Source organism: Pseudomonas sp. THAF187a (genome assembly GCF_009363395.1).
GTDB classification, from domain to species: domain Bacteria; phylum Pseudomonadota; class Gammaproteobacteria; order Pseudomonadales; family Pseudomonadaceae; genus Aquipseudomonas; species Aquipseudomonas khazarica.
In genome coordinates this window covers 3,266,695-3,290,187 of the sequence record NZ_CP045349.1, presented here as the reverse complement: position 1 = coordinate 3,290,187, position 23,493 = coordinate 3,266,695, and the positions used below count along the sequence as shown (strand labels likewise).

At 63.5% G+C, this 23,493-nt stretch carries 18 protein-coding genes; all 18 read left to right on the top strand.

Annotation, left to right across the window (positions count from 1 at the left end; genetic code table 11):
* The first annotated feature begins 1 nt into the window (after position 1).
* Positions 2 to 1,063, top strand: a complete 1,062-nt coding sequence (locus FIV02_RS15370) for an NAD-dependent epimerase/dehydratase family protein (RefSeq protein ID WP_152489104.1) — start codon at positions 2 to 4, stop codon at positions 1,061 to 1,063.
* Positions 1,064 to 1,076: 13 nt separating this feature from the next.
* Positions 1,077 to 2,036, top strand: a complete 960-nt coding sequence (locus FIV02_RS15365; protein ID WP_152489103.1) for an FkbM family methyltransferase — start codon at positions 1,077 to 1,079, stop codon at positions 2,034 to 2,036.
* Positions 2,037 to 2,047: 11 nt separating this feature from the next.
* On the top strand, positions 2,048 to 3,352 hold the full coding sequence (locus tag FIV02_RS15360) for a polysaccharide pyruvyl transferase family protein (RefSeq protein ID WP_172979164.1): 1,305 nt from the start codon (positions 2,048 to 2,050) through the stop codon (positions 3,350 to 3,352).
* Positions 3,353 to 3,476: 124 nt separating this feature from the next.
* Complete coding sequence (locus FIV02_RS15355; RefSeq protein ID WP_256662973.1) at positions 3,477 to 8,504, top strand: glycosyltransferase; 5,028 nt, start codon at positions 3,477 to 3,479, stop codon at positions 8,502 to 8,504.
* A gap of 245 nt (positions 8,505 to 8,749) precedes the next feature.
* Complete coding sequence (locus FIV02_RS15350; protein WP_152489100.1) at positions 8,750 to 10,234, top strand: flagellin; 1,485 nt, start codon at positions 8,750 to 8,752, stop codon at positions 10,232 to 10,234.
* Positions 10,235 to 10,306: 72 nt separating this feature from the next.
* Positions 10,307 to 10,699 (top strand): flagellar protein FlaG, encoded by a 393-nt coding sequence (locus FIV02_RS15345; RefSeq protein WP_037050398.1) that lies wholly within the window; start codon positions 10,307 to 10,309, stop codon positions 10,697 to 10,699.
* Positions 10,700 to 10,777: 78 nt separating this feature from the next.
* Positions 10,778 to 12,250: a flagellar filament capping protein FliD gene (gene fliD, locus FIV02_RS15340; RefSeq protein ID WP_152489099.1), complete on the top strand. Its 1,473-nt coding sequence runs from the start codon at positions 10,778 to 10,780 to the stop codon at positions 12,248 to 12,250.
* Positions 12,251 to 12,253: 3 nt separating this feature from the next.
* Positions 12,254 to 12,646 (top strand): flagellar export chaperone FliS, encoded by a 393-nt coding sequence (gene fliS, locus FIV02_RS15335; protein WP_152489098.1) that lies wholly within the window; start codon positions 12,254 to 12,256, stop codon positions 12,644 to 12,646.
* A gap of 72 nt (positions 12,647 to 12,718) precedes the next feature.
* Positions 12,719 to 13,099, top strand: coding sequence for a flagellar export chaperone FliS (gene fliS / locus FIV02_RS15330; RefSeq protein ID WP_037050404.1), 381 nt, complete (start codon positions 12,719 to 12,721; stop codon positions 13,097 to 13,099).
* Between the two features lie 24 nt (positions 13,100 to 13,123).
* Positions 13,124 to 13,417 carry a flagellar protein FliT gene (locus FIV02_RS15325; protein WP_152489097.1) on the top strand — a complete coding sequence of 98 codons (294 nt, stop codon included), beginning with the start codon at positions 13,124 to 13,126 and terminating at the stop codon, positions 13,415 to 13,417.
* A gap of 259 nt (positions 13,418 to 13,676) precedes the next feature.
* Positions 13,677 to 15,152, top strand: a complete 1,476-nt coding sequence (locus tag FIV02_RS15320) for a sigma-54 dependent transcriptional regulator (protein ID WP_037050409.1) — start codon at positions 13,677 to 13,679, stop codon at positions 15,150 to 15,152.
* A 178-nt stretch (positions 15,153 to 15,330) separates the two neighbouring features.
* Positions 15,331 to 16,545: a PAS domain-containing sensor histidine kinase gene (locus tag FIV02_RS15315; protein WP_037050411.1), complete on the top strand. Its 1,215-nt coding sequence runs from the start codon at positions 15,331 to 15,333 to the stop codon at positions 16,543 to 16,545.
* A 3-nt stretch (positions 16,546 to 16,548) separates the two neighbouring features.
* On the top strand, positions 16,549 to 17,964 hold the full coding sequence (fleR, locus tag FIV02_RS15310) for a sigma-54-dependent response regulator transcription factor FleR (protein WP_152489096.1): 1,416 nt from the start codon (positions 16,549 to 16,551) through the stop codon (positions 17,962 to 17,964).
* Positions 17,965 to 18,198: 234 nt separating this feature from the next.
* Positions 18,199 to 18,528, top strand: coding sequence for a flagellar hook-basal body complex protein FliE (gene fliE / locus FIV02_RS15305; protein ID WP_037050415.1), 330 nt, complete (start codon positions 18,199 to 18,201; stop codon positions 18,526 to 18,528).
* A gap of 10 nt (positions 18,529 to 18,538) precedes the next feature.
* The gene (gene fliF / locus FIV02_RS15300; RefSeq protein WP_152489095.1) at positions 18,539 to 20,323 is read left to right on the top strand and encodes a flagellar basal-body MS-ring/collar protein FliF; all 1,785 of its coding nucleotides are present in this window, start codon (positions 18,539 to 18,541) and stop codon (positions 20,321 to 20,323) included.
* Positions 20,316 to 21,332 carry a flagellar motor switch protein FliG gene (gene fliG / locus FIV02_RS15295; RefSeq protein ID WP_037050420.1) on the top strand — a complete coding sequence of 339 codons (1,017 nt, stop codon included), beginning with the start codon at positions 20,316 to 20,318 and terminating at the stop codon, positions 21,330 to 21,332. Before fliF ends, fliG begins: the two co-directional genes overlap by 8 nt.
* A gap of 3 nt (positions 21,333 to 21,335) precedes the next feature.
* On the top strand, positions 21,336 to 22,136 hold the full coding sequence (fliH, locus tag FIV02_RS15290; protein ID WP_152489094.1) for a flagellar assembly protein FliH: 801 nt from the start codon (positions 21,336 to 21,338) through the stop codon (positions 22,134 to 22,136).
* Complete coding sequence (gene fliI, locus FIV02_RS15285; protein ID WP_134675532.1) at positions 22,126 to 23,472, top strand: flagellar protein export ATPase FliI; 1,347 nt, start codon at positions 22,126 to 22,128, stop codon at positions 23,470 to 23,472. Before fliH ends, fliI begins: the two co-directional genes overlap by 11 nt.
* The last annotated feature ends 21 nt before the right edge of the window (positions 23,473 to 23,493 follow it).

Here is a 23,493-nt window from a genome sequence, read left to right as displayed (position 1 = left end):
CATGGAACCAGTGGATATCCCGCGCCGTCATCCGGTGATCGCCGAGGACTTGGCGCTGATTCTTGCCCGGGAAGAGGATTGGCGGCGTTTTGCCGGTTGTCATGTGCTGGTCGCCGGTGCCACCAGTTTCTTGGCGGCCTACCTTGTGGAGTTCTTCGCATCGCTGAGTGAGCGCTGGCCGGAGCAGCCCGTCGTCATTCATGCCTTGGCGCGGTACCCGGAAAAAGTGCGAAAGCGTTTCCCGCACCTGATCGGGCAGAGCTGGTTTCGCCCGATCATCCAGGATGTCTGCGATCCTCTTCCTGCCCTGGAACGGGTGGACTTCATCGTACATGCGGCTGGTGCCGGCAGTCCCAAGCAGTACCTGAGCGACCCCATCGGCACCACCCGCTCCAACGTGCTGGGCGCGCTCAATCTGCTGGAGCTGGCCAGACAGCACTCGGCGCGTTTGTTGCTTATGAGCAGTGGTGCGGTCTACGGGCATGGCGAGAGCGACAGGCCGATCAGCGAGAGCGATTTCGGCAGGCTGGATCCGCTGGACATTTCTGCCTGCTACGGCGAAGGAAAACGGGTGGCCGAAACCCTATGCGCCGATTATTACCGCCAGCATGGTGTGGCCACCGTCATGGCGCGGATTTCCCACACCTACGGCCCAGGTATCGCTCTCGATGACGGGCGATCCTTCGCCGACTTCGTCGCCGATGCACTGGCAGGTCGCGACATCGTGCTCAACAGTGACGGTTCCGGTAGCCGCCCGTTCTGCTACGTTTCCGATGCCACCGCTGCCTTCCTGATCCTGTTGCTGCGCGGCGAGGGCGGTAACGCCTACAACGTTGGGCTTGATCAGGAAACCACCATCCTTGAACTGGCCAAGTTGATCGCGCGGCTGTCTCCCACTCCTGGCCTGAGGGTAAAACATCCGGCGCCGAGTCTGCAGCGACAGGCGCTCTTTCGCTCCGGTGGCCATTTCGACCTCGCCAAGATGGAGCAGCTAGGTTGGCGGCCGAGCATCCTGCCCGAAGCGGGCTTTGCCCGAACCCTGCGTTACTTCCTTCAGCCCTGAACGGGAACCCGATATGGAAAAGACCAAGCACAATCGCCTTCTTCTGGCCCGAGAAGGGTTCAAGGCCGGCGAGATCGACAAGTTCCAGTACGGCGAGTGGATCAACCAGGAGCATGCGGGGCTCTTCGATTATCCCGAGTTCCTTGCCGATACCGATGTGGCGGAAATTCGCATCACCGCCGAGGGGGTGTCGGTCAGCTCCGCCAGCCACGACATTGCCATGCTGGTGGATGCCGTGGATCTGCACGCTACACCCTACACGCTGCTGGATTTCGGCAGCTACGAGAGTGATGAAACCGCTTTCCTCAAGTCGGTGCTGCGCGATGGTGAGGTGTTCCTCGACATTGGAGCCAATCTTGGCTGGTATTCCTTGGCGCTAGGTCGGCACTGTCCTACCTCTCGCATCTACGCTTTCGAGCCGATCCCATCCACTGTCGAGATGCTCGAGAAGAACATTCGCCTCAATCGCCTGGGGAACATCGAGGTCATCCGCATGGGGTTGTTCAGCCAAGAGGACGAGCTGAACTTCCTTTTCGCCCCTGATGTGTCTGGAGCCACCTCGCTGAAACTGGCCGGGCAGTCCCGGGGGCGCGCCTCGATCCAGAATGTCGTCTGCCGAACCACCACCTTAGATGCCTTCTGCGCCAGCCGCGACATCGTCCCCGCGCTGCTGAAGATCGATGTGGAGGGGGCGGAACTGATGGTGGTTCAGGGTGGCGAGAAGATCCTGGAGACTACGCCGATCATCCTGATGGAGCTGTTACGCAAGTGGTCACGGGCGTTCGGCTACCATCCCAATGACGTGTTTGCCCTGCTGGAACGCTATGGCTACCGCGCATGGGTCTTCGTGGAGGGGGGCAGGCTTCAGGCTTGTCCTCAGGTCACCGAGGAAACCGTCCAGACCAACTACATATTCATGCATCCGCAGAAGCACGCGGAGACGATTGCCCAGTGGCAGCGTCCTGTCCGATAGAGGTTCGATCCATGTTCACGCCCACGGCCATGAAGTACGGCCTGATTACCAATGTCATGACCTTCGGACATCTGACCAGTGGCAGTCGGAGCAATCTTGGGGACGACATCCAGACCCATGCGGTCGAGCATCTGTATGCCACCATGGGCATCGCGCCCGAACAGATAGTGCGTCTGAACCGCTATGACTTCCACCGATACGATGGTCGCCACGGCTATATCCTGATGCCGATGTGCGGCTACTTCACCTTGGGCAACGCGCAGAGCCCGTTGCCACTGTCGCCTTATATCATTCCTGTCTACTTCAGCTTTGGCCTGTCCAGCGACGTGGACGACCCTGCCGACCTGGAGCATTTCCGCCATCACGAACCGATCGGCACCCGCGATGAGCGGGTTATGCAGATGTTCCGCGAGCGGGGCATTGCTGCCTTTGTCTCGGGTTGCCTGACCATTACTTTTCCCCGTCGTGAGCGCGCTCCCGAGGACGGCAAGGTGTTTCTCGTTGACGTGCCCGATGAGTTGCTGGAATACCTGCCTGCGGAGTTGTCGGATAAGGTCGAGCGGGTCACTCATATCCTCCCCTACGAACGCATTCCCTCCGACCAGGAGGAGGCCGATCGGCTCGATGCATTGGCCCGTAATCTATGCAGACGTTACGCCGAAGAAGGGGCGCTGGTGGTGACCAGTCGCCTGCACTGTGCGGCCCCCTGCATTGCGATGGGGATTCCAACCATCGTCGTGGCTCACAACATCAGCGATCGCTTCGCCTGGCTGGATCGCTTCGTGAAAATCCATACGCGGGAAACCTTCGCCGAAATCGACTGGAATCCCGGCGTGCTCGATCTTGAAGACCTCAAGCAGCAGATCCGCAGCGCGGCTGCCAGGCAGATAGAACTCGCGCATGAGCGCTGGGCGCCCTGGGCCGAGATCAGTGCGTTCTACGAGGCGCGTGAACGTAGCCGCTACAATCATTTGATGGAACAGGCGCTGCGCCGCTTGCTGACGGATGATCCGGCTCCCCTGCGTTTCGCCTTCTGGGGAGCCAATACGCACGGCGTGCGTTTGAGCCGCACGCTACGGGAGTTGCGACCAGGCAGCGAGCTGGTGGTGGTGGTGGATGAGTACCTGCAGGCCGACAGCTTCTGTGGCGTGCCTGTGGTGCGCTCGGACGCGCTGGCAGGATTGCGACGAGACGGCGTCTATGTGTTCATTACCACGTTCGCGGGGCGTGACTATGCCGAGCGGCACTTGCAGGAGGCGGGGGTAGAGCATGGGTGCCTGTTCGATGATCAGCTCACCTTCCATGCGCTCTCGTAAGCGTTGAGGCCATCGGGGACAATCGACCTGGGTCGTCCGGGAATGCTCTGGCCGAAGGTGTCCGGTCCACGGCAAGGTCGTCGGAGCCGAAGCCCAGCCAGGGCGCAAAACAATGACAGGGGACATGATGCAGAATGATGTGATGGTCGGAGGTCGTTGCCTCGACGAGCCTTGGCGGGTGGGTGTCGCTGGTGTTGCCGGTGATGATCCGGAGCAACTTTTCTTCCTCGACGAGTCATTCTGGCAGCCTTTGCTGAGCGAGCTGCCCTGGCAGCAACTCAAGGCCTATGGCGATAGCCATGGGCTGATTTTCGAGCGGCTCGTTCCCGAGCAGGAGATAGCGTGTGACGCGCTGTTGCTCGTCCCAGGCGTCCAGGCGGGATCGCCCCTGTCTGCCGGAAATCGGCAGGCGCGTCGTTACCTTCTGTTGCGTGGCCAGCAGCCACGTTTTGCTGTCGAGCAGGAGGCTTCGTTCGCACGCATCTTTCTTCCGCGTGGCGAGCCTTTCACCGATGGTCAGCTGGTTTGCCTGAATCAACCGCTGAAGCTGCCGCTGGCGTCAGCGCAGCCAGGGCAGTGGAGAGTCTGTACGGATATGCCCGAGGTGCCGGGACTGCTCTCTCCGCAGTGGCGCGAGTGCCTGGAAGCAGGGCAGGTGCCAGTACACCGGGGCGACTGGGACGTTCCTGCGTGGGTACCGCCAGGGATTTACGTCGATGGGCGTGATTGTCCGGGCGAGACCGATATCGAAGCCCGCTGTGCCGCCCAGGTCGACGCTGCAGCGGCAGCGCTGCAGGCGTTCTGTACCGACAAGGGCAGCTATCCACACTCCGCCGAGTGCTGGATCGCCGCGCTGACTGCTGCGATCGCGGGTGATGCCGCTGCCGTTCGCAATCAACGGCCGTTGCTCAGTGTCATCATCCCGGCCTACAACTACGGGCGTTTTCTGAAGCAGACGATCTCCTCCGTCCTGGATCAGGGGTATGACGATATCGAGATCCTGGTGCTCGATAACGCCTCGACCGACGGTACAGCGGAGGTCGTCAAGTCGTTCGCTGGCGAACCTTGCGTACGCTACTTGCGCAACTCACGCAACGTAGGTCCCAGTTACAACGTTCTCAATGGCATCCAGCTCGCTCAGGGGCGTTATCTGTCGATTCTGATGGCGGATGACTACTACAACCCGGGCTATCTGGCACGTCTGCTCCCGCGTTTGCTGAAAAAGCCCGAGGCAGTGGTCGGCTACACCGCAATCCGTTGGGTGAATGAACAGGGCGCGTCCCTCGTCGCGCCCAGACACCCGGGGTACTGGCATGAAGACTATGACGGTGGCCGCAATGAGGTAGCGGAACTGCTGATTCATGACAATTACATTCCGCCTTCGGCGGCATTGATCCAGCGCGAGCCCTTCCTGCAGGTTTGGCGCAGAGACCCGAGGCTCAATGGTGCCGGTGACTGGCTTTCGATGTTGCAAGTAGCGGAGAGGCATCCTGACTTCATCTTTCTGAGCGAGCCTGGCGTCACCTACCGGGCCCACTCGGCGCAGCTTTCTACCGAGTTCTACTCTTCAAGTGCCCCGCTGTCCGACCATATCCGTTTGGTGGAAGGCGTTTTCGAGCGTGGTGCCGAGGACCGGTTGCGAGGTCGGGAACGTGATGTCGCGGCGCATCTGCGCCGCCGGCTTGCCCTTTACCCGAGCGAACAGACGTCGCAGTTGGGCGAACGTGTGCGGCTTCTGTGCGAGCGTCTCGAGGCGCGTGCGCTGCTCGACGAGCGCGCGCTGTTCTCCATCATCCTCACCACCTACAACCGCGCCGATCTGCTCAAGGATGCCCTGGCCAGCGTCGGCAGCCAGACGCTGCGCGATTTCGAAGTCATCCTGGTCAACGACAATGGCGAGCCGGTCGAGCAGTTGCTGGCGGCCTGCGACTTTCCTGTCACCTATATCCGCCAGGGGCGCAACCAGGGGCTGTCGGCGGCACGCAACGCGGGGCTTGCGCTGGCGCGCGGGCGTTACATCGTCTATCTCGACGACGACGACATCTACCTGCCCAACCACCTGGTCGTGCTGGCCGAGGCCTTCGAGCAGCATCCGGGGAGCGTCATCTATACCGGGGTCGAGTACGTCAACGAGAAACTGGAGGACGGGCAGCGCATCGAGCTGGAGCGCGGCCAGCCGTTCAAGCACGAGACGTTCGACCGCGACCGGCTGTTCGTGCAGAACTACATCCCGGTGAACACCTGGGCGCATCCGCGCGAGATGCTCGCCACGGTCGGTGAGTTCGACACCGATCTCGCCGCATTCGAAGACTGGGACATGCTGTTGCGCCTGGCCACGCGCTACCCGTTCGTGCATGTCCCCACCGTTACCAGTGAAGTGCATACACGGGCGCCTGGCGCCGGTGGCGACCACATGCTGGGACGTGAGCGCAAGAACTTCCCGGCACTCTACCGAGAACTCTATGGACGTTATGTCGGCTCCTGCAGTGACGGCTTGCAGCGTGATCGCGAGAAGATGCTGCGCAGCCTCGGCGAACCGGTCAGGAGCGACCTGGCGCAGTGGCTGGCCGAACGCCTGCCAACGGTCAGCGAGAACCGCCAGATCGGCGAGTACCTGCAGCATCATCAGGGTGGTCCGCTGATCGGTGTGGTGGTGGTCGATGCGCAGGGGCAGTCCGAAGCGTTGATGGTGACGCTCAAGAGCCTGATCGGCGAGCACTGCCTGTATGCGACGTTGCGCATTCTGGTGATCACCCCAGCGGACGTGCCGGCCACCTCGGCGACGGACAAGCTGCATTTCCTGCGCATGAGCGACGAGCCCCTGGCTGCGCAGGTCAATCGTGCGGTCGAGGCGAGTGACTGCCAGTGGTTCATGCTGGCGAGCGCGGGCGACGAGTTCACCCAGAGCGGGTTGATGGTGGCGGGGCTGGAACTGGCCCGCAATACGGATTGCCGTGCGGTTTACGGTGACCAGTTGCAGCGCCTGCCGGACGGCAGCCTGGGCGGGGCTTTCCTGCCGGGGTTCAATCTCGATCTGCTGCTCAGCTTCCCCATGGTGATGGCGCGCCACTGGCTGTATCGTCGCGATCTGTTCCTGGCCTGTGGCGGCTTCGATGTGGCGTTCTCCGAGGCCTTCGAGTTCGAGCTGCTGACCCGGTTCATCGAGCAGGAGGGCCTGGCCGGGCTGGGCCATATCGATGAGCCGTTGCTGATCACTCATGCCCCGGCGTTGCGTGACAACCCGGACGAGCGCCGGGTGATCGAGCGCCATCTGGGCAATCGCGGATATGAGGCCAAGGTGCTGCCGGGCCTGCCGGGCCGCTATCGGGTTCACTACGGCCATGCGGCCACGCCGCTGGTGTCGATCATCCTCGGCACGGACGTGCCGCTGGCCGCCCAGCAGCGTTGTATCGAGAGCCTGCTGGAGAAGACCGCTTACGCTCGCTACGAAGTGCTGCTGGCCGATGCCGGCAGCCACCCGGATGTCAGTGCCTGGCTGAGTGAAGTGGCGGCGCTTGGCGATGACAAGGTCCGGGTGATCGCAGGAGGCAGTGGGTTGGCGCAGAATCGGGCGGCGGAGCAGGCGAGGGGAGAGTACCTGCTGCTGCTTTGCGGTGACGCCGCCATCGTCAACGCCGATTGGCTCGACGAATTGCTCAACCATGCCCAGCGTCCCGAAGTAGGGGTGGTGGGCGGCAAGCTGCTGACGCCTGGCGGGCGTATCGCCCAGGCCGGCCTGCTGCTCGGGCTCAATGGTCCGGCAACGCCTGCCTTCGCGGGCGAGTCCATGGAGGCTGCGGGGTACCTGCATCGTCTCCAGGTCGATCAGAACTACAGCGCCGTTGGCGAAGCCTGCCTGATGGTTCGCGCGGAGCTCTTTCAGCAGCTGGGTGGCCTGGATGCACAGCTGGCCGCCTTCCGCGATGTGGACCTGTGCCTGCGGGTTCGTGCGGCAGGCTACCTGACGGTGTGGGCCGCGAATGCGATCGTGCTGCATGAGGCCGAACAGGTGCGAGCAGGCGCCGCTGCGGAGGATCAGCTGTACGAGCGTTACCTGCCGCAGCTGGCCAACGATCCGGCCTACAACCGCAACCTGGCGTTGAGCGGGCGTGGTTTCGATCTGGAGAGCGACGTGTCGCTCACCTGGCGCCCCTTGAGCTGGCGGCCCTCGCCCGTGGTGCTGGCGCATCCGGCCGATCCCTGGGGGTGTGGCCACTACCGGGTGATCCAGCCGTTGGCGGCGCTCAAGGCGCAAGGTCTGGCCGATGGCACCCTGTCCATGGGGCTGCTCTCGGTGACCGACTTCGAGCGCTACGACCCCGACGTCGTGGTGCTGCAGCGGCAGATCGGCGACGAGCGCCTGGAGGCCATGCGTCGCATCCAGCGGTTCTCGCGTGCATTCAAGATCTACGAGCTGGACGACTACCTGCCCAACCTGCCACTCAAGAGCGTGCACCGCGCGCACATGCCGCGTGACATCCTCAAGTCGCTGCGTCGCGGGCTGGAGTTCGTCGATCGCTTCGTGGTCTCCACGGCGCCGCTGGCCGAGGCATTCGCCGGGCTGCATGGTGATATCCGGGTGATCGAGAATCGTCTGCCGGTGAAATGGTGGAAGGGCTTGGAGAGCCAGCGCCGGCGTGGACGCAAGCCGCGTGTCGGCTGGGCGGGCGGGGTCAGCCATACCGGTGACCTGGACCTGATCGTCGATGTCGTGCGCGAACTGGCGGGCGAGGTCGAGTGGGTGTTCATGGGCATGTGCCCGGACGTGATCCGGCCTTACGTTAATGAAATCCACGCGGGTGTCGATATCGAGTCTTACCCGGCTGCTCTGGCTGGTCTGGATCTGGACCTGGCCCTGGCGCCCGTGGAGCAGAACCTGTTCAACGAGTGCAAGAGCAATCTGCGTCTCCTCGAATATGGCGCCTGTGGTTTCCCGGTAGTGTGCAGCGACCTGGTCTGCTACCGCGGCGACCTGCCGGTGACCCGGGTGAAGAATCGCTTCCGTGACTGGGTCGACGCCATCCGCATGCACATCAACGATCTCGATGCGGCAGCGGTTGCGGGGGATCGTTTGCGTGACGCCGTCTACCGCGACTGGATGCTCGATGGAGAGAATCTGCAACGTTGGCGCCAGGCCTGGACGCCTGATTGATGCGCAAATGGGCCGTCGGACCCCTCGCTTGGTCCGACGGTTTTCAGTCAACGCCGGCCTTTGGCTATCAAGGGTCGGTTAAGTGACTGAGTAGAAAGAATAAAAAAAAGCTGAAAATTGTCTCTAAAGCTCCTTAGGCAGGCGCCGATAAAGAGATCGAATGCGAACTCTCTGGGCGTCTGAGCATGCAGGCCCGAGCTCGCAGGCTCAGACAAACGGTTCTACGGTCATCTGGAGGCAATACCATGGCCCTTACAGTCAACACCAACGTTGCGTCCCTCAACACTCAACGTAACCTGAACAGCTCGTCCAAAGGCCTGGATACTTCCCTCCAGCGCCTGTCCACCGGCTATCGCATCAACAGCGCCAAAGACGACGCTGCCGGCCTGCAGATCGCCAACCGCCTGACCAGCCAGATCACCGGCCTGGGCGTCGCGACCCGTAACGCCAACGACGGTATCTCCCTGGCGCAGACCGCTGAAGGTGCTCTGCAGCAGTCCACCGGCATCCTGCAGCGTATGCGTGACCTGGCGCTGCAATCCGCCAACGGCTCCAACGGCGCTACCGAACGTGCTGCACTGCAGGGCGAAGTCGCCCAGCTGCAACAGGAACTGAACCGTATCGCCGACACCACCAGCTTCGGTGGTCGCAAGATCCTCGACGGCAGCTTCGGTTCGCAGAGCTTCCAGGTCGGTGCCAACGCCTACGAAACCATCAGCGTTTCCATTGGCTCGGCCGCTACCGATCGCATCGGTATCAACCGCTTCACCACCGACGGTGGTGCCGCTCAGGCCATCGCTTCCGGTGCCGCGTTCAGCGCCACTTCGGGCAGCGCCTACGGCAGCTCCTCGTTCAACATCAACTCCAAGCTGTCCGACGGCAACGTCGCGATTTCGGGCGCGGCCAGCGGTGCCGCCAGCGAAGTGGCTCGCGCTGTCAACGCGAAGAGCGATGAAACCGGCGTGACCGCCAACGCACGTACCGTTGCCGAACTGGGTGGTATCACCGTTTCGGGTACCGTGTCCTTCGACCTCACCGGCCTGACCAGCAAATCGCTGTCCACCGATGCTGTCAGCATCTCGGCAGTGGTGACTGACCTGACCGACCTGTCTTCCCTGGCGGATGCGATCAACCGTGAAACCGGCAAAACCGGCATCTCGGCTGTATCCAAGGGCGACACCATCGAACTGGTCAGCGCTCGCGGTGATGCGATCCAGGTCTCCAACTACGCGGGCTCTGGCGGCGCGACTCTGCAGGCCAAGAGCTTCGACGGCGAGACTACCGTCGGCACTGCAGCTACCATCGCTGTTGGCGGCGGTGCGCGGGCTGATGGCCAGGTGCAGCTGGAAGCAGCCGACGCCTTCCAGGTTAGCGGTCTGACCGGTGGTCTGGGTACTGACGGCTTCAGTGAGCTCGATGCGGTGAACACGATCGATATCAGTACCGCGACGGGGGCTCAGGATGCACTGGGTATCATCAACGGTGCGATCTCCAACATCGACAGCCAGCGTGCTCAGCTCGGTGCCGTGCAGAACCGCTTCGAGAACACCATCTCGAACCTGCAGAACATCGCTGAGAACTCCTCCGCTGCTCGTAGCCGGATTCGTGACACCGACTTCGCTGCCGAAACTTCGGAACTGACCAAGAATCAGATCCTGCAGCAAGCCGGTACCGCAATCCTGGCTCAGGCCAACCAGTTGCCGCAGGCAGTACTCAGCCTGCTGGGTTAAGGCCAAAGGCGCTAGACTACGGGGGGAAGGGCCAGGCTCTTTCCCCCGTTACCTCATTGTGAGGAGAAATTTATGGACGTCAGCTCAATCAAGCCTCAGGTCAGCTCCACGGTTGTCCGCGATGGTGGCGTCTCCAACGCTGCTGATTCACGCCCGAAACAGGGTCTCGCCGGTGTCGCTGCGGCTAGCGTGACTGACGAACAGTCAACCGCTCGCCCCGTACCACCCGCTCAGGATGTCAGTCGTGAGCAGGTCGAGGACGCGGTGGCGACCATCCAGGAATTCGTCCAGTCGGTCCGTCGCAATATCAACTTCGCGGTGGACGATGGCTCCGGACGAGTCGTGGTCAAGGTGACGGATTCGGGGTCCGGTGATGTCATCCGGCAGATTCCGTCCGAGGAAGCGCTCAAACTGGCAGAGAATCTGTCGGAGGTGCGTAGTCTGTTATTCAAGGCCGAGGCATAGCGTCACGTCTTGGCATGAGTTTTGACTGTATTCCCTTATCGATAGGATGCAGTCGAATTTTTGACGAGGTACAGGATCATGGTAGGTATCACGGGAATCGGTTCGGGGATTGACATCGACTCAATCGTCAAGACTCTGGTCAATGCCGAAAAAGCACCGAAAACCAACCAGCTTGACCTTCTCGAGAAGCAGACCACCACGCGCATCTCTGCACTCGGCAGCCTGACTGGCGCCTTGAATACCTTCAAGACGGCGATCGATGCGCTCAACAAGCCCGCCTTGTTCGAGTCTCGCACGGCCAGTTCGTCGAGCAGCAGTGTGCTCAAGGCAACCGCCACCACTACTGCCTCGGCGGGCACCTACAGTGTTCAGGTCCAGCAGCTGGCGGCCAGCAGCAAGGTCGCGCTGCAGTCAGTGTCTGCGTCCGGCAGCACGCCGGCCACGTTCAATAGCGGCACGCTGGAGATCTCGGCGGGCACCAGCAGTATCAGCGTCGACATTACCGAGGCCAACAACACCTTGGCCGGTATGCGCGATGCCATCAACGAGGCCGGCAAGACTAGCGGCATCAGCGCGGCCATCATCACCGATGACTCGGGCTCGCGCCTGGTACTCAGCTCGACCAAGACCGGCGCGGGCAACGATATCCAGGTGGCGGTCACCGAGGATGGCGTTACCACCGGCAGTAACGCGCTGACCAGCCAGGCCTTTACGCCGACGGTCGATCCCGGAAACGCCGATGCGTTTCTCAAGCCCAGTTCCGATACCGGTGCAGGTGGTGTGATCACTCAGGCCAAGTCCGCCAAGCTGACCATCGACGGTCTGCAACTGGTGCGCAACAGCAACAAGATCGAGGATGCGCTCGAGGGCGTGACGATCGATCTGGTTTCGGCCCAGAGCGCTACCGACCTGACCGATGGCAAGACCATCAGCCTCACGGTGGGGGTCGACAAGGCCAGTGTCAAAAGCAACCTGCAGAAATTCGTCGACGCCTACAACGCCCTGATTTCGTCGTCTGCGCAGTTGACCGCAGTCGTCGAGGTAGAGGGCTCCGATCCGGTGGCAGGGCCGCTGGTGGGGGACTCCACGGTGCGTAGCGTGATGTCCGGGCTGCGCAACGAAATCGTGAAGATGACCGGTGGCAGCGAGGACAGCGTCAAGGCGCTGGCCAGTCTCGGCATCACCACCGACGAAGATGGCAAGCTGTCTATCGACGACACCCTGCTGACGACCGCGCTCGACAGCAATTTCGACCAGGTCGGCAGTTATCTCACGGGCGAAGACGGTCTGATGGGGCGCCTGTCGGACTTCGTTTCGGGCTATGTGGCGACCGATGGCGTGCTGAAGCAGCGTGACAGCGCCCTGCGTGGCACCTTGCAGAACATCGACAAGCAGCGCGAGTCGCTGGACAAGCGTGTGGAGAGCCTGCAAACGCGCCTCTACGCTCAATACAACGCCATGGATTCCCTGGTGGGGCAGCTCTCGCGAACCAGTGAAAGCCTGGGCAGCATGCTGGCCAACCTGCCTGGTTTCGTGAAGAAGGACAGCTAAACGATGAGCAAGAATCCGATTGATGCCTACAAGCAGGTCAAGACCAGCCAGGAGGTATCGCCCTACCGCACGGTGCAGCTGTTGCTCGAAGGCGCGCTGCAGCGCGTGATGCTGGCCAAGCAGGCCCTGGCCGAAGGCGATACCGAGATCCGCGGTATGGCCGTGGGCAGCACCATCACCATCCTGGGCGTGCTGCAGGCTGCGCTGGACAAGGAGCTGGGCGGGGAAATCGCCGAGAACCTGGATGCGCTCTATGACTACATGACGCGCCGTCTGGCAGGTGTCGCCCTGGATGACACGCCGCGTACCCTCGATGAAGTTCAGGTGCTGCTGGGTGACATCAAGGGGGCCTGGGATGCCATCGGCCCGGAAGTCGAGCCCGCCCCGGCAAGTTGAGATTGCGGCTAAAGCTTTCCTCGCCAGCGCCGATACCTTAGGTATCAGCCCATCGGTAGAGCGAGAGCAACTATGAACGCAATGGCGGCCCTCAGGCAGTATCAGACCGTCAACAACCAGGCCCAGGCTGCGGAAGCCAGCCCTCATCGTCTGATCCAGATGTTGATGGAAGGTGGCCTGTCTCGTATTGCCCAGGCGCGCGGCGCCATGGAGCGTGGCCAGACCTCCCTGAAGGGCGAGCTGATCGGCAAGAGCATTGCCATCATCTCGGGGCTGCGCGAAAGTCTCGATCATCAACAGGGTGGCGAGCTGGCGGGTAATCTCGACAACCTGTACGAGTACATGATTTCCCGTTTGACCGAGGCCAACGTCAGCAATGAGCCCGAGCTCCTCGAAGAGGTGTCGGGATTGCTGCGCAACGTCAAACAGGGTTGGGATGCCATCGCCCAGTAGTGGCCGGCATCGGAGGAGAAGCGAATGAGTTCATCCGTTCAGCGTTTGGAGGCGACCGGCTCGGCCATGCGTGACGCCCTGGCCAAGCAGGACTGGGCCGCCATCGGCGAGCTCGACCTGCAATGTCGCATGGCGGTCGATGCGGCGATGATCGACAGCCGCGACGAAGAGGAGCTGCGTGTCAGCATGGAAAACCTGCTCGCCCTGTACCGTGAGCTGGTTGCCGTCTGTCAGGCGGAGCAGCGCCGTCTCGCGGGTGAGCTGGTGCAGCTCAATCAGTCCCACCAGGGCGCCAAGGTCTATCAGCTTTTCGGTTGATTTCCCGGTGTTACCGAGTTTAACCAGCAGGTTCGACTCGGTTTGCCTCTTTCCGCTTTTCCTGCCTCTCTCTGTTTCATCGGTTGCCACTACCCGGCTTCGCCGGCAAGTGCTTAGCTAGAGCCAGGCACGAGTGAAAAAAGTTACGTCATAAAATTGACTGGCTTCAATTTTTTGACTTTACTAGTGGCCAATTGCCGGATCGCGCCGGGCATCTGGCGCGTCGTTCCCTACACTCTTCGGGTCAGACAAACACAAGATGTGGCGTGAAACCAAAATCCTGTTGATCGATGACAACGCTGCGCGTCGTCATGAGTTGGCGATCATCCTGAATTTCCTCGGTGAAGAGCACCTGGCCTGTACGAGCCTGGATTGGCGCAGCGCCGTTGCGGACCTCGACTCCAGCCGTGAGGTGCTCAGCGTGTTGCTGGGTGACGTCGAGGCCAAGGGCGGCGCGCTCGAGCTGACCAAGCAGATCGTCGGCTGGGACGAGTTCCTGCCGTTGCTGACGGTCGGGGAGTCGTCGATCGGCGAGTGGCCGGAGGACCTGCGCAGGCGCGTGCTGGCCAGCCTGGAAACCCCATTGAGCTACAACAAGCTGCTCGACTCCCTGCATCGCGCCCAGGTCTACCGGGAAATGTACGATCAGGCCCGTGATCGCGGGCGTCAGCGCGAGCCCAATCTGTTCCGCAGCCTGGTCGGCACCAGTCGCGCCATTCAGCAGGTGCGGCAGATGATGCAGCAGGTCGCCGATACCGAAGCCAGCGTGCTGATTCTGGGCGAATCGGGTACCGGCAAGGAGGTGGTGGCGCGCAACCTGCACTACCACTCCAAGCGCCGTGAGGCCCCTTTCGTGCCGGTCAACTGCGGGGCGATTCCGGCCGAGTTGCTGGAGAGCGAGCTGTTCGGCCATGAAAAGGGGGCGTTCACTGGCGCCATCACCAGCCGGGCAGGGCGCTTCGAGTTGGCCAACGGCGGTACCCTGTTCCTCGACGAGATCGGCGACATGCCGCTGCCGATGCAGGTCAAGCTGCTGCGTGTGCTGCAGGAGCGCACCTTTGAGCGTGTGGGCAGCAACAAGACCCAGACTGCCGATGTGCGCATCATCGCGGCCACGCACAAGAATCTGGAGAAGATGATCGAGGATGGCAGTTTCCGTGAGGATCTGTACTACCGCCTCAACGTCTTCCCCATCGAGATGGCACCGCTGCGCGAGCGCATCGAAGACATCCCGCTGCTGATGAACGAGCTGATCTCGCGCATGGAGCACGAGAAGCGTGGCTCCATCCGCTTCAACTCGGCGGCCATCATGTCGCTGTGTCGCCATGACTGGGCGGGCAACGTGCGCGAGCTGGCCAACCTGGTCGAGCGCATGGCGATCATGCATCCCTATGGCGTGATCGGCGTCGGTGAGCTGCCGAAGAAGTTCCGTCACGTGGATGACGAGGACGAGCAACTGGCCGCCACCCTGCGCGATGAAATGGAAGAGCGCGCCGCGATCATGGCCGGGTTGCCGGGGCTCGACACGCCGGCCATGCTGCCGCCCGAGGGTCTGGACCTGAAGGACTACCTCGGCAACCTCGAGCAGGGGTTGATCCAGCAGGCGCTGGATGATGCCGGCGGCGTCGTCGCGCGGGCGGCCGAGCGCCTGCGCATTCGTCGTACCACGCTGGTGGAGAAGATGCGCAAGTACGGCATGAGTCGTCGTGAAGAGGAAGGTCAGGACGACGACTGAGGCGTCATCGATACGTCCATTGATGCGGACGTTTCATCCAATAAAGCCGGGGCTTTGACACAGCACCCGGCTTTATTTTTCAAGTTATTGAAAAATAAGAACAAAAAAATAGGCACAGGGATTGCTAGGTCTCCTGCATCTGACCGTCTTCTGACGGTGCGTCATGCGAGAGAAGCAGATGGAAGCCAACCGCCGTCCCACCGAATCCACCGAGCCCAGCCTGTCGGCGCCGCTCGAGCAGGCCAGTCGTGCCGGTCTGGAGCAGGCCTTTGCCCTGTTCAACCAGATGTCCAGCCAGCTCAGCGAGTCGTACAGCCTGCTCGAGGCGCGGGTCAACGAGCTGAAGGGCCAGCTGGCATTGGTCAGCGCCCAGCGCATGCAGGAGCTGGCGGAGAAAGAGCGCCTGGCGCATCGCCTGCAGAGCCTGCTCGACCTGCTGCCGGGTGGCGTGATCGTGATCGATGGGCAGGGCGTGGTGCGCGAGGCCAACCCCGTGGCCCGGGCACTGCTGGGACAGCCCCTGGTCGGCATGCTCTGGCGCCAGGTGATCGCGCGCAACTTCGCCCCGCGTGAAGACGATGGCCACGAGATTTCCATGCGCGATGGCCGACGCCTGTCGATCGCCACGCGGTCGTTGCACGGCGAGCCCGGTCAGCTGGTGCTGCTGACCGACCTGACAGAAACCCGTCGCCTGCAGGATCAGCTTTCCCGTCACGAGCGACTCTCCGCGCTGGGGCGCATGGTGGCCTCGCTGGCGCATCAGATTCGCACGCCGCTGTCCGCGGCGCTGCTGTATGCCAGTCACCTGAACGAGCAGGTCCTGCCCGCCGAGCAGCAGCAGCGCTTCGCCGGGCGTCTCAAGGAGCGTCTGCACGAGCTGGAGAACCAGGTGCGCGACATGCTGATCTTCGCCCGCGGTGAGTTGCCGCTGCCGGATCGTCTGTCGCCTGCCGAGCTGTTCGCTGCCCTGCGCGCGGCCGCCGAGGCCCACGTCGGCGACATGGCGGTCCGCTGGCAGTGCGACGTCCGCGAGGGCGAGCTGCTGTGCAATCGCGACACCCTGGTCGGCACGGTGCTCAACCTGATCGACAACGCCATCCAGGCCGGTGGGCGCGATGCTCGTCTGAAGATCCATCTGTATCGTCGCGATGGCCAGTTGCGCCTGTGCGTCAGCGACAACGGCCCGGGCATGTCACGCGAAACGCTGGCGCGCCTGGGTGAACCCTTCTTTACCACCAAGACCACCGGAACCGGCCTGGGGCTGGCGGTGGTCAAGGCCGTGGCGCGTGCCCATCAGGGCCAGCTGCTGCTGCAATCGCGTGCGGGTCGTGGAACCTGCGCCATCGTTTCCCTGCCGCTGCTCAACGCGGCACCTCATTCGAAACAGGAGTAACCCATGGCTGCCAAAGTCCTGCTGGTTGAAGACGATCGCGCCCTGCGCGAAGCCCTGGCCGATACCCTGTGCCTGGGCGGGCACGACTATCGTGCGGTCGATTGCGCCGAAGCGGCGCTGGTCGCACTGACCGAGGAGCCGTTCGGCCTGGTGGTCAGCGACGTCAACATGCCGGGGATGGACGGGCATCAGTTGCTGGCGCAGATCCGCACTCGCCACCCGCAGCTGCCGGTGCTGCTGATGACCGCGTTTGGCGCGGTGGAACGTGCGGTCGATGCGATCCGTCAGGGCGCCGCCGATTACCTGGTCAAGCCCTTCGAACCGCGCACCCTGCTGGAACTGGTCGCCAAGCATGCGCTGGGCAAGCTGCCGGCCGGCGATCGTGACGGTCCGGTGGCGCTGGAGCCGGCCAGCGTGCAGTTGCTCGAGCTGGCGGCCCGCGTCGCGCAGAGCGATTCGACGGTGATGATCACGGGCGAGTCCGGCACCGGCAAGGAGGTGCTGGCGCGCTACATCCATCAGCAGTCGCCGCGCGGCAATGGCCCGTTCATCGCGATCAACTGTGCAGCGATTCCCGACAACATGCTCGAGGCCACGCTGTTCGGTCACGAGAAGGGCGCCTTCACCGGTGCCGTCACGGCCCAGCCAGGCAAGTTCGAGCTGGCGGATGGCGGCACCATCCTGCTCGACGAGATTTCCGAGATGCCGCTGGGGCTGCAGGCGAAGCTGCTGCGCGTGCTGCAGGAGCGCGAAGTGGAGCGGGTCGGGGCGCGCAAGCCCGTCAGCCTGGATATTCGCGTGCTGGCGACCAGCAACCGCGATCTGGCCGGCGAAGTGGCGGCCGGGCGTTTCCGTGAGGATCTCTACTATCGCCTGTCGGTGTTCCCGCTGGCCTGGCGCCCGCTGCGCGAGCGACCTGCCGACATCCTGCCGCTCGCCGAGCGGTTGCTGGCCAAGCACGTCAAAAAAATGAATCAGTCTCCGGTGCGTCTCTCCGAGTCGGCGGCGCAGAACCTGGTGCAGCATCAATGGCCCGGCAACGTGCGGGAACTGGACAACGCCATCCAGCGCGCCCTGATCCTGCAACAAGGCGGGGTGATTCAGGCGCAGGACCTGTGCCTGAACGCCTCCATCGGCCAGTCCGTGCAGGGCACCGCGCCGCGCCTGGCCGTGGTGCCCAGTGCGCCGGCGGCCGTGGTCCCAGCGGACGAAGCGCTGGGCAGCGGTGATGGCGGCGCGCTGGGGGAAGACCTGCGGCGTCGTGAATTCCAGGTCATCATCGACACCCTGCGTGCCGAGCGTGGTCGCCGCAAGGAAGCCGCCGAGCGCCTGGGCATCAGCCCGCGCACGCTGCGCTACAAGCTGGCGCAGATGCGTGATGCCGGCATGGATGTCGAGGCCTATCTCTACGCCAGTTGATCCCGCCCTGGTAAAGCCGCGTTCGCCATCGCCTGGCTCTTCATGCAGGAGCCCATTCATTCGCGATTCCGGCGGGCGCGGTGCTGTCTTTTTTCGCGGATAGATCCGCTCCTGCCGGCCGTACCTCCCCGTCGCCCGCTCTTGCTCTTGCTTGAAGCTGCTCTCTTGGCACCCTTGTTGCAGATACCCCTGCAAAGCACCGCTAGCGTCAAAAAGCGGGCAGTGGAGGATGTCATGAGTCAGGGTGTTGAATTCAATCGCTTGATGCTGGAAATGCGTGCCATGCAGGCCGAGGCCATGGCCCGGCAGAAGCCTGCTGTCAGCGAGCCAGTGGCCGGGGCGCCGAGCTTCTCGGAAATGCTTGGCCAGGCGGTGAACAAGGTCAACGAAACCCAGCAGGCTTCCAACAAGCTGGCTACCGCTTTCGAGATGGGCCAGAGCGGGGTCGACCTGACCGACGTGATGATCGCCTCGCAGAAAGCCAGCGTATCCTTCCAGGCCATGACCCAGGTGCGTAACAAGCTGGTCCAGGCTTATCAAGACATCATGCAGATGCCGGTCTGAGGGTTGATTCATGGCTGAAGCAGCAGTAGCAAACGTCCCGGCCAAGGCTGACGCAGGCGAGCCCAAGAAGCCGCTGCTGGGTCTTAGCTTCCTGGAAAACCTCGCGGAAATGTCGGTGCTGCGCCAGCTCGGCCTGCTGGTCGGCCTGGCCGCCAGCGTGGCAATCGGCTTTGCCGTGGTGCTCTGGTCGCAGCAACCGGACTATCGTCCGCTGTACGGCAGCCTGAACGGGATGGACGCCACCCAGGTGGTCGACACACTGGCGGCGTCCGGCATCGACTACACCATCGAACCCAATTCCGGCGCCCTGCTGGTCAAGGCCGACGATCTGGCGCGTGCGCGCATGCGCCTTGCCGCCGCCGGAGTGGCGCCGACCGACACCAGTGTCGGCTTCGAGATTCTCGACCGTGAGCAGGGGCTGGGCACCAGCCAGTTCATGGAAGCGACCCGTTACCGCCGTGGCCTCGAGGGCGAACTGGCGCGCACCGTGGCCAGCCTCAACAACGTCAAGGCTGCGCGCGTGCACCTGGCCATGCCCAAGGCCTCGGTGTTCGTGCGTGATGAGCGCAAGCCTTCCGCCTCGGTTCTGGTGGAGCTGTACCCGGGCCGCGCGCTGGAGCCCAGCCAGGTCATGGCCATCGTCAACCTGGTCGCCACCAGCGTGCCGGAACTGGACAAGGGCCAGGTCACCGTGGTCGACCAGAAGGGCAATCTGCTCTCCGACCAGCAGGAGCTGTCCGAGCTGACCATGGCGGGCAAGCAGTTCGACTACACCCGTCGCATGGAAACGCTGTTCACCCAGCGCGTGCACAACATCCTGCAGCCGGTGCTGGGCACCGGGCGCTACAAGGCCGAAGTGTCTGCCGACGTGGATTTCAGTGCGGTCGAGTCCACCTCCGAGATGTTCAACCCGGACCAGCCGGCCCTGCGCAGCGAACAGCAGGTCAACGAACAGCGCCAGAGCAGCCTGCCGCCGCAGGGCGTGCCGGGCGCACTGTCCAATCAGCCGCCGGGTCCGGCTGCTGCGCCGCAGCAGGCCGCTGCCGCCGCTGCACCTGCCGGGCCGGTAGCCGCCGGGCAGCCGCTGGTGGATGCCAATGGCCAGCAGATCACCGATCCGGCCACCGGCCAGCCGATGCTGGCGCCTTACCCGGCGGACAAGCGCGAGCAGTCCACGCGCAATTTCGAGCTGGATCGTTCGGTCAGTTACACCAAGCAGCAGCAGGGGCGCCTGCGTCGCCTGTCGGTCGCGGTGGTGGTGGATGACCAGGTGCGTGTCGACCCGGCGACGGGCGAGACCACCCGCGTTCCGTGGAGTGCCGACGACCTGGCGCGTTTCACCCGTCTCGTGCAGGACTCGGTCGGCTTCGATGCCAGCCGCGGGGACAGCGTCAGCGTGATCAACACCGCGTTCACCGCGTCCATCGGCGAAGAGATTCCGGATATCCCGTTCTACACCCAGCCCTGGTTCTGGGACATCGTCAAGCAGGTGCTCGGCGTACTGTTCATCCTGGTCCTGGTATTCGGCGTGCTGCGCCCGGTGCTGAACAACATCACCGGCGGCGGCAAGGGCAGCGAGCAGGGCAAGGGCGGCGACGTGGAACTGGGCGAGATGGCCGGGCTGGATGGCGAGCTGTCCGACGACCGTGTCAGCCTGGGCGGGCCGCAGAGCATAATGCTCCCCAGTCCCAGTGAGGGGTATGATGCACAACTGAACGCCATCAAGAGCCTGGTGGCGGAAGATCCGGGCCGCGTTGCCCAGGTAGTGAAAGAGTGGATCAACGCCGATGAGTGACAATCGTACCGCTACCAAGCTGACCAAGGTCGACAAGGCCGCGATCCTGCTGCTGTCGCTGGGTGAAACCGATGCCGCGCAGGTGCTGCGCCATCTCGGGCCCAAGGAAGTGCAGCGCGTCGGCGTGGCCATGGCCGGCATGCGCAACATCCACCGCGAGCAGGTCGAGCAGGTGATGGGCGAGTTCGTCGAGATCGTAGGCGACCAGACCAGCCTGGGCGTCGGTTCCGACGGCTACATCCGCAAGATGCTCACCGCGGCACTGGGCGAGGACAAGGCCGGCAACCTGATCGACCGCATCCTGCTCGGCGGCAGCACCAGTGGCCTGGACAGCCTCAAGTGGATGGAGCCGCGTGCGGTGGCGGACGTGATCCGCTACGAGCACCCGCAGATCCAGGCCATCGTCGTCGCCTACCTCGACCCGGACCAGGCCGGCGAAGTGCTCAGCCACTTCGATCACAAGGTGCGCCTGGACATCATCCTGCGCGTGTCCTCGCTCAACACCGTGCAGCCCTCGGCGCTCAAGGAACTCAACCAGATTCTCGAGAAGCAGTTCTCCGGCAGCGCCAACACCTCGCGCGCCACCATGGGCGGGGTCAAGCGTGCGGCGGACATCATGAACTTCCTCGACAGCTCGGTGGAAGGCCAGCTGATGGACTCGATCCGCGAGGTGGACGAAGATCTGTCGACGCAGATCGAGGACCTCATGTTCGTGTTCGACAACCTGGCGGACGTCGACGACCGTGGCATCCAGGCGCTGATGCGCGAGGTGTCGTCCGAGGTGCTGGTACTGGCGCTCAAGGGCGCCGACGATGCGATCAAGGAAAAGGTCTTCAAGAACATGTCCAAGCGCGCCGCGGAACTGCTGCGCGACGACCTGGAGGCCAAGGGGCCGGTGCGCGTCAGCGACGTCGAAGCGGCGCAGAAGGAAATCCTCACCATCGCTCGCCGTATGGCCGAAGCCGGCGAGATCGTGCTCGGCGGCAAGGGCGGCGAGGAAATGGTCTAAGCCATGTCGGTGACCAAGGAGCCGGAGAGCGAGCTGATTCGTGCCAAGGATCTTGGCACGTTCGACCGTTGGGCATTGCCCAGTTTCGACCCGCCCGGAGATGCGCAGGCCGAAGCCGAGCCAGCCGCCGAAGAGCCGGCGCCGGCTGCCGAAGCGGAGGTGGACGAGGCGGCGCAGGTCGAGGAGGTGGCGCTCGAGGATGTCAAACCCCTGACGCTCGACGAGGTGGAGGCGATCCGCCAGGACGCCTACAACGAAGGGTTCGCCACCGGCGAGAAGGACGGTTTTCATGCCGGCCAGCTCAAGGCCAAGCAGGAGGCCGACGCCGCCCTGGCGCTCAAGCTCGACGGCCTCGAGAAACTCATGCAACAGTTGCTGGAGCCGATCGCCGAGCAGGACCAGCAGGTCGAAGTCGCCCTGGTGCGCCTGGTCAGCCACATGGTGCGCGAGGTGATCCAGCGCGAGCTGAACACCGATTCCAGCCAGATTCGCCAGGTGTTGCGCGAGGCGCTCAAGCTGCTGCCGATGGGCGCGGACAACATCCGTATCCAGATCAACCCGCAGGACTTCGAGACGATCAAGGCCCTGCGCGAGCGCCATGAAGAAGACTGGCGCATTCTCGAGGACGACGGCCTGCTGCCTGGCGGCTGCCGCATCGAGTCCGAGCACAGCCAGATCGACGCCAGCGTCGAAACGCGCATGGCACAGGCGCTCAAGCAGCTGTTCGAGCAACAGCGTGCACAGGCGACCCAGCCGCCCGAGGCGGACATCAACCTGGATCTGGATAACCCCGATGCGCCTTGACCGGGTGAGCTTCGCGCGGCGCCTGGAGGGCTACAGCGACGCCATCAACCTGCCCAGCCAGCCGATCCTCGAAGGCCGCCTGCTGCGCATGGTCGGCCTGACGCTGGAGGCCGAGGGGCTGCGCTCGGCAATCGGCAGCCGCTGCCTGGTGATCAACGATGACAGCTACCACCCGGTGCAGGTCGAGGCCGAGGTCATGGGCTTCTCCGGCGGCAAGATCTACCTGATGCCGGTCGGCAGTCTGGCCGGCATCGCGCCGGGCGCACGTGTCGTGCCGCTGCCGGATGCGGGCCGCCTGCCGATGGGCATGTCGATGCTCGGCCGGGTGCTCGATGGCGCCGGCAGGGCCCTGGACGGCAAGGGCGGCATGAAGGCCGAGGACTGGGTGCCGATGGATGGCCCCATGATCAACCCGCTCAACCGTGACCCCATCAGCCAGCCGCTGGATGTCGGCATTCGCACCATCAACGGCCTGCTGACCGTCGGGCGCGGCCAGCGTCTGGGCCTGTTCGCCGGTACCGGCGTGGGCAAGTCGGTGTTGCTGGGGATGATGACCCGCTTCACCGAAGCCGAGATCATCGTCGTCGGCCTGATCGGCGAGCGTGGGCGGGAGGTGAAGGAATTCATCGACGAAATCCTCGGTGAGGAGGGGCTCAAGCGTTCCGTCGTGGTCGCCTCGCCTGCCGACGATGCGCCGCTGATGCGCCTGCGTGCGGCGCAGTACTGCACGCGTATCGCCGAGTACTTTCGCGACAAGGGCAAGAACGTGCTGCTGCTGATGGATTCCCTGACCCGCTATGCCCAGGCCCAGCGGGAGATCGCCCTGGCCATCGGCGAGCCGCCCGCGACCAAGGGCTATCCGCCGTCGGTGTTCGCCAAGCTGCCCAAGCTGGTCGAGCGTGCCGGCAACGCCGAGGCCGGCGGTGGTTCGATCACCGCGTTCTATACCGTGCTGAGCGAAGGCGATGACCAGCAGGACCCCATCGCCGATGCGGCGCGCGGCGTGCTCGACGGGCACTTCGTCCTGTCCCGCCGGCTGGCCGAGGAGGGGCATTATCCGGCCATCGACATCGAGTCCTCCATCAGCCGGGTCATGCCGCAGGTGGTGCCCGCCGAGCAGCTCAAGCAGGCGCAACGCTTCAAGCAGCTGTGGTCGCGCTTCCAGCAGAGCCGCGACCTGATCAGCGTCGGTGCCTACGTCCCCGGTGGCGACGCCGATACCGACCTGGCCATCGCGCGGCAGCCGCAGATGGCCCAGTACCTGCGTCAGGGGCTCGGCGAGAGCGTCGGCATGGCGCAGAGTCGCGAACAGCTGGCCGGTGTGCTGGGGCAGTGACGGGGCAAGACATGGGGCCTG

Excerpts from the sequence above, each read along its gene's own strand:
- FIV02_RS15370 (WP_152489104.1), top strand. The coding sequence starts at position 2 with ATGGAACCAGTGGATATCCCGCGCCGTCATCCGGTGATCGCCGAGGAC.
- FIV02_RS15365 (WP_152489103.1), top strand. The coding sequence starts at position 1,077 with ATGGAAAAGACCAAGCACAATCGCCTTCTTCTGGCCCGAGAAGGGTTC.
- FIV02_RS15360 (WP_172979164.1), top strand. The coding sequence starts at position 2,048 with ATGTTCACGCCCACGGCCATGAAGTACGGCCTGATTACCAATGTCATG.
- FIV02_RS15355 (WP_256662973.1), top strand. The coding sequence starts at position 3,477 with ATGATGCAGAATGATGTGATGGTCGGAGGTCGTTGCCTCGACGAGCCT.
- FIV02_RS15350 (WP_152489100.1), top strand. The coding sequence starts at position 8,750 with ATGGCCCTTACAGTCAACACCAACGTTGCGTCCCTCAACACTCAACGT.
- FIV02_RS15345 (WP_037050398.1), top strand. The coding sequence starts at position 10,307 with ATGGACGTCAGCTCAATCAAGCCTCAGGTCAGCTCCACGGTTGTCCGC.
- fliD (WP_152489099.1), top strand. The coding sequence starts at position 10,778 with ATGGTAGGTATCACGGGAATCGGTTCGGGGATTGACATCGACTCAATC.
- fliS (WP_152489098.1), top strand. The coding sequence starts at position 12,254 with ATGAGCAAGAATCCGATTGATGCCTACAAGCAGGTCAAGACCAGCCAG.
- fliS (WP_037050404.1), top strand. The coding sequence starts at position 12,719 with ATGAACGCAATGGCGGCCCTCAGGCAGTATCAGACCGTCAACAACCAG.
- FIV02_RS15325 (WP_152489097.1), top strand. The coding sequence starts at position 13,124 with ATGAGTTCATCCGTTCAGCGTTTGGAGGCGACCGGCTCGGCCATGCGT.
- FIV02_RS15320 (WP_037050409.1), top strand. The coding sequence starts at position 13,677 with ATGTGGCGTGAAACCAAAATCCTGTTGATCGATGACAACGCTGCGCGT.
- FIV02_RS15315 (WP_037050411.1), top strand. The coding sequence starts at position 15,331 with ATGGAAGCCAACCGCCGTCCCACCGAATCCACCGAGCCCAGCCTGTCG.
- fleR (WP_152489096.1), top strand. The coding sequence starts at position 16,549 with ATGGCTGCCAAAGTCCTGCTGGTTGAAGACGATCGCGCCCTGCGCGAA.
- fliE (WP_037050415.1), top strand. The coding sequence starts at position 18,199 with ATGAGTCAGGGTGTTGAATTCAATCGCTTGATGCTGGAAATGCGTGCC.
- fliF (WP_152489095.1), top strand. The coding sequence starts at position 18,539 with ATGGCTGAAGCAGCAGTAGCAAACGTCCCGGCCAAGGCTGACGCAGGC.
- fliG (WP_037050420.1), top strand. The coding sequence starts at position 20,316 with ATGAGTGACAATCGTACCGCTACCAAGCTGACCAAGGTCGACAAGGCC.
- fliH (WP_152489094.1), top strand. The coding sequence starts at position 21,336 with ATGTCGGTGACCAAGGAGCCGGAGAGCGAGCTGATTCGTGCCAAGGAT.
- fliI (WP_134675532.1), top strand. The coding sequence starts at position 22,126 with ATGCGCCTTGACCGGGTGAGCTTCGCGCGGCGCCTGGAGGGCTACAGC.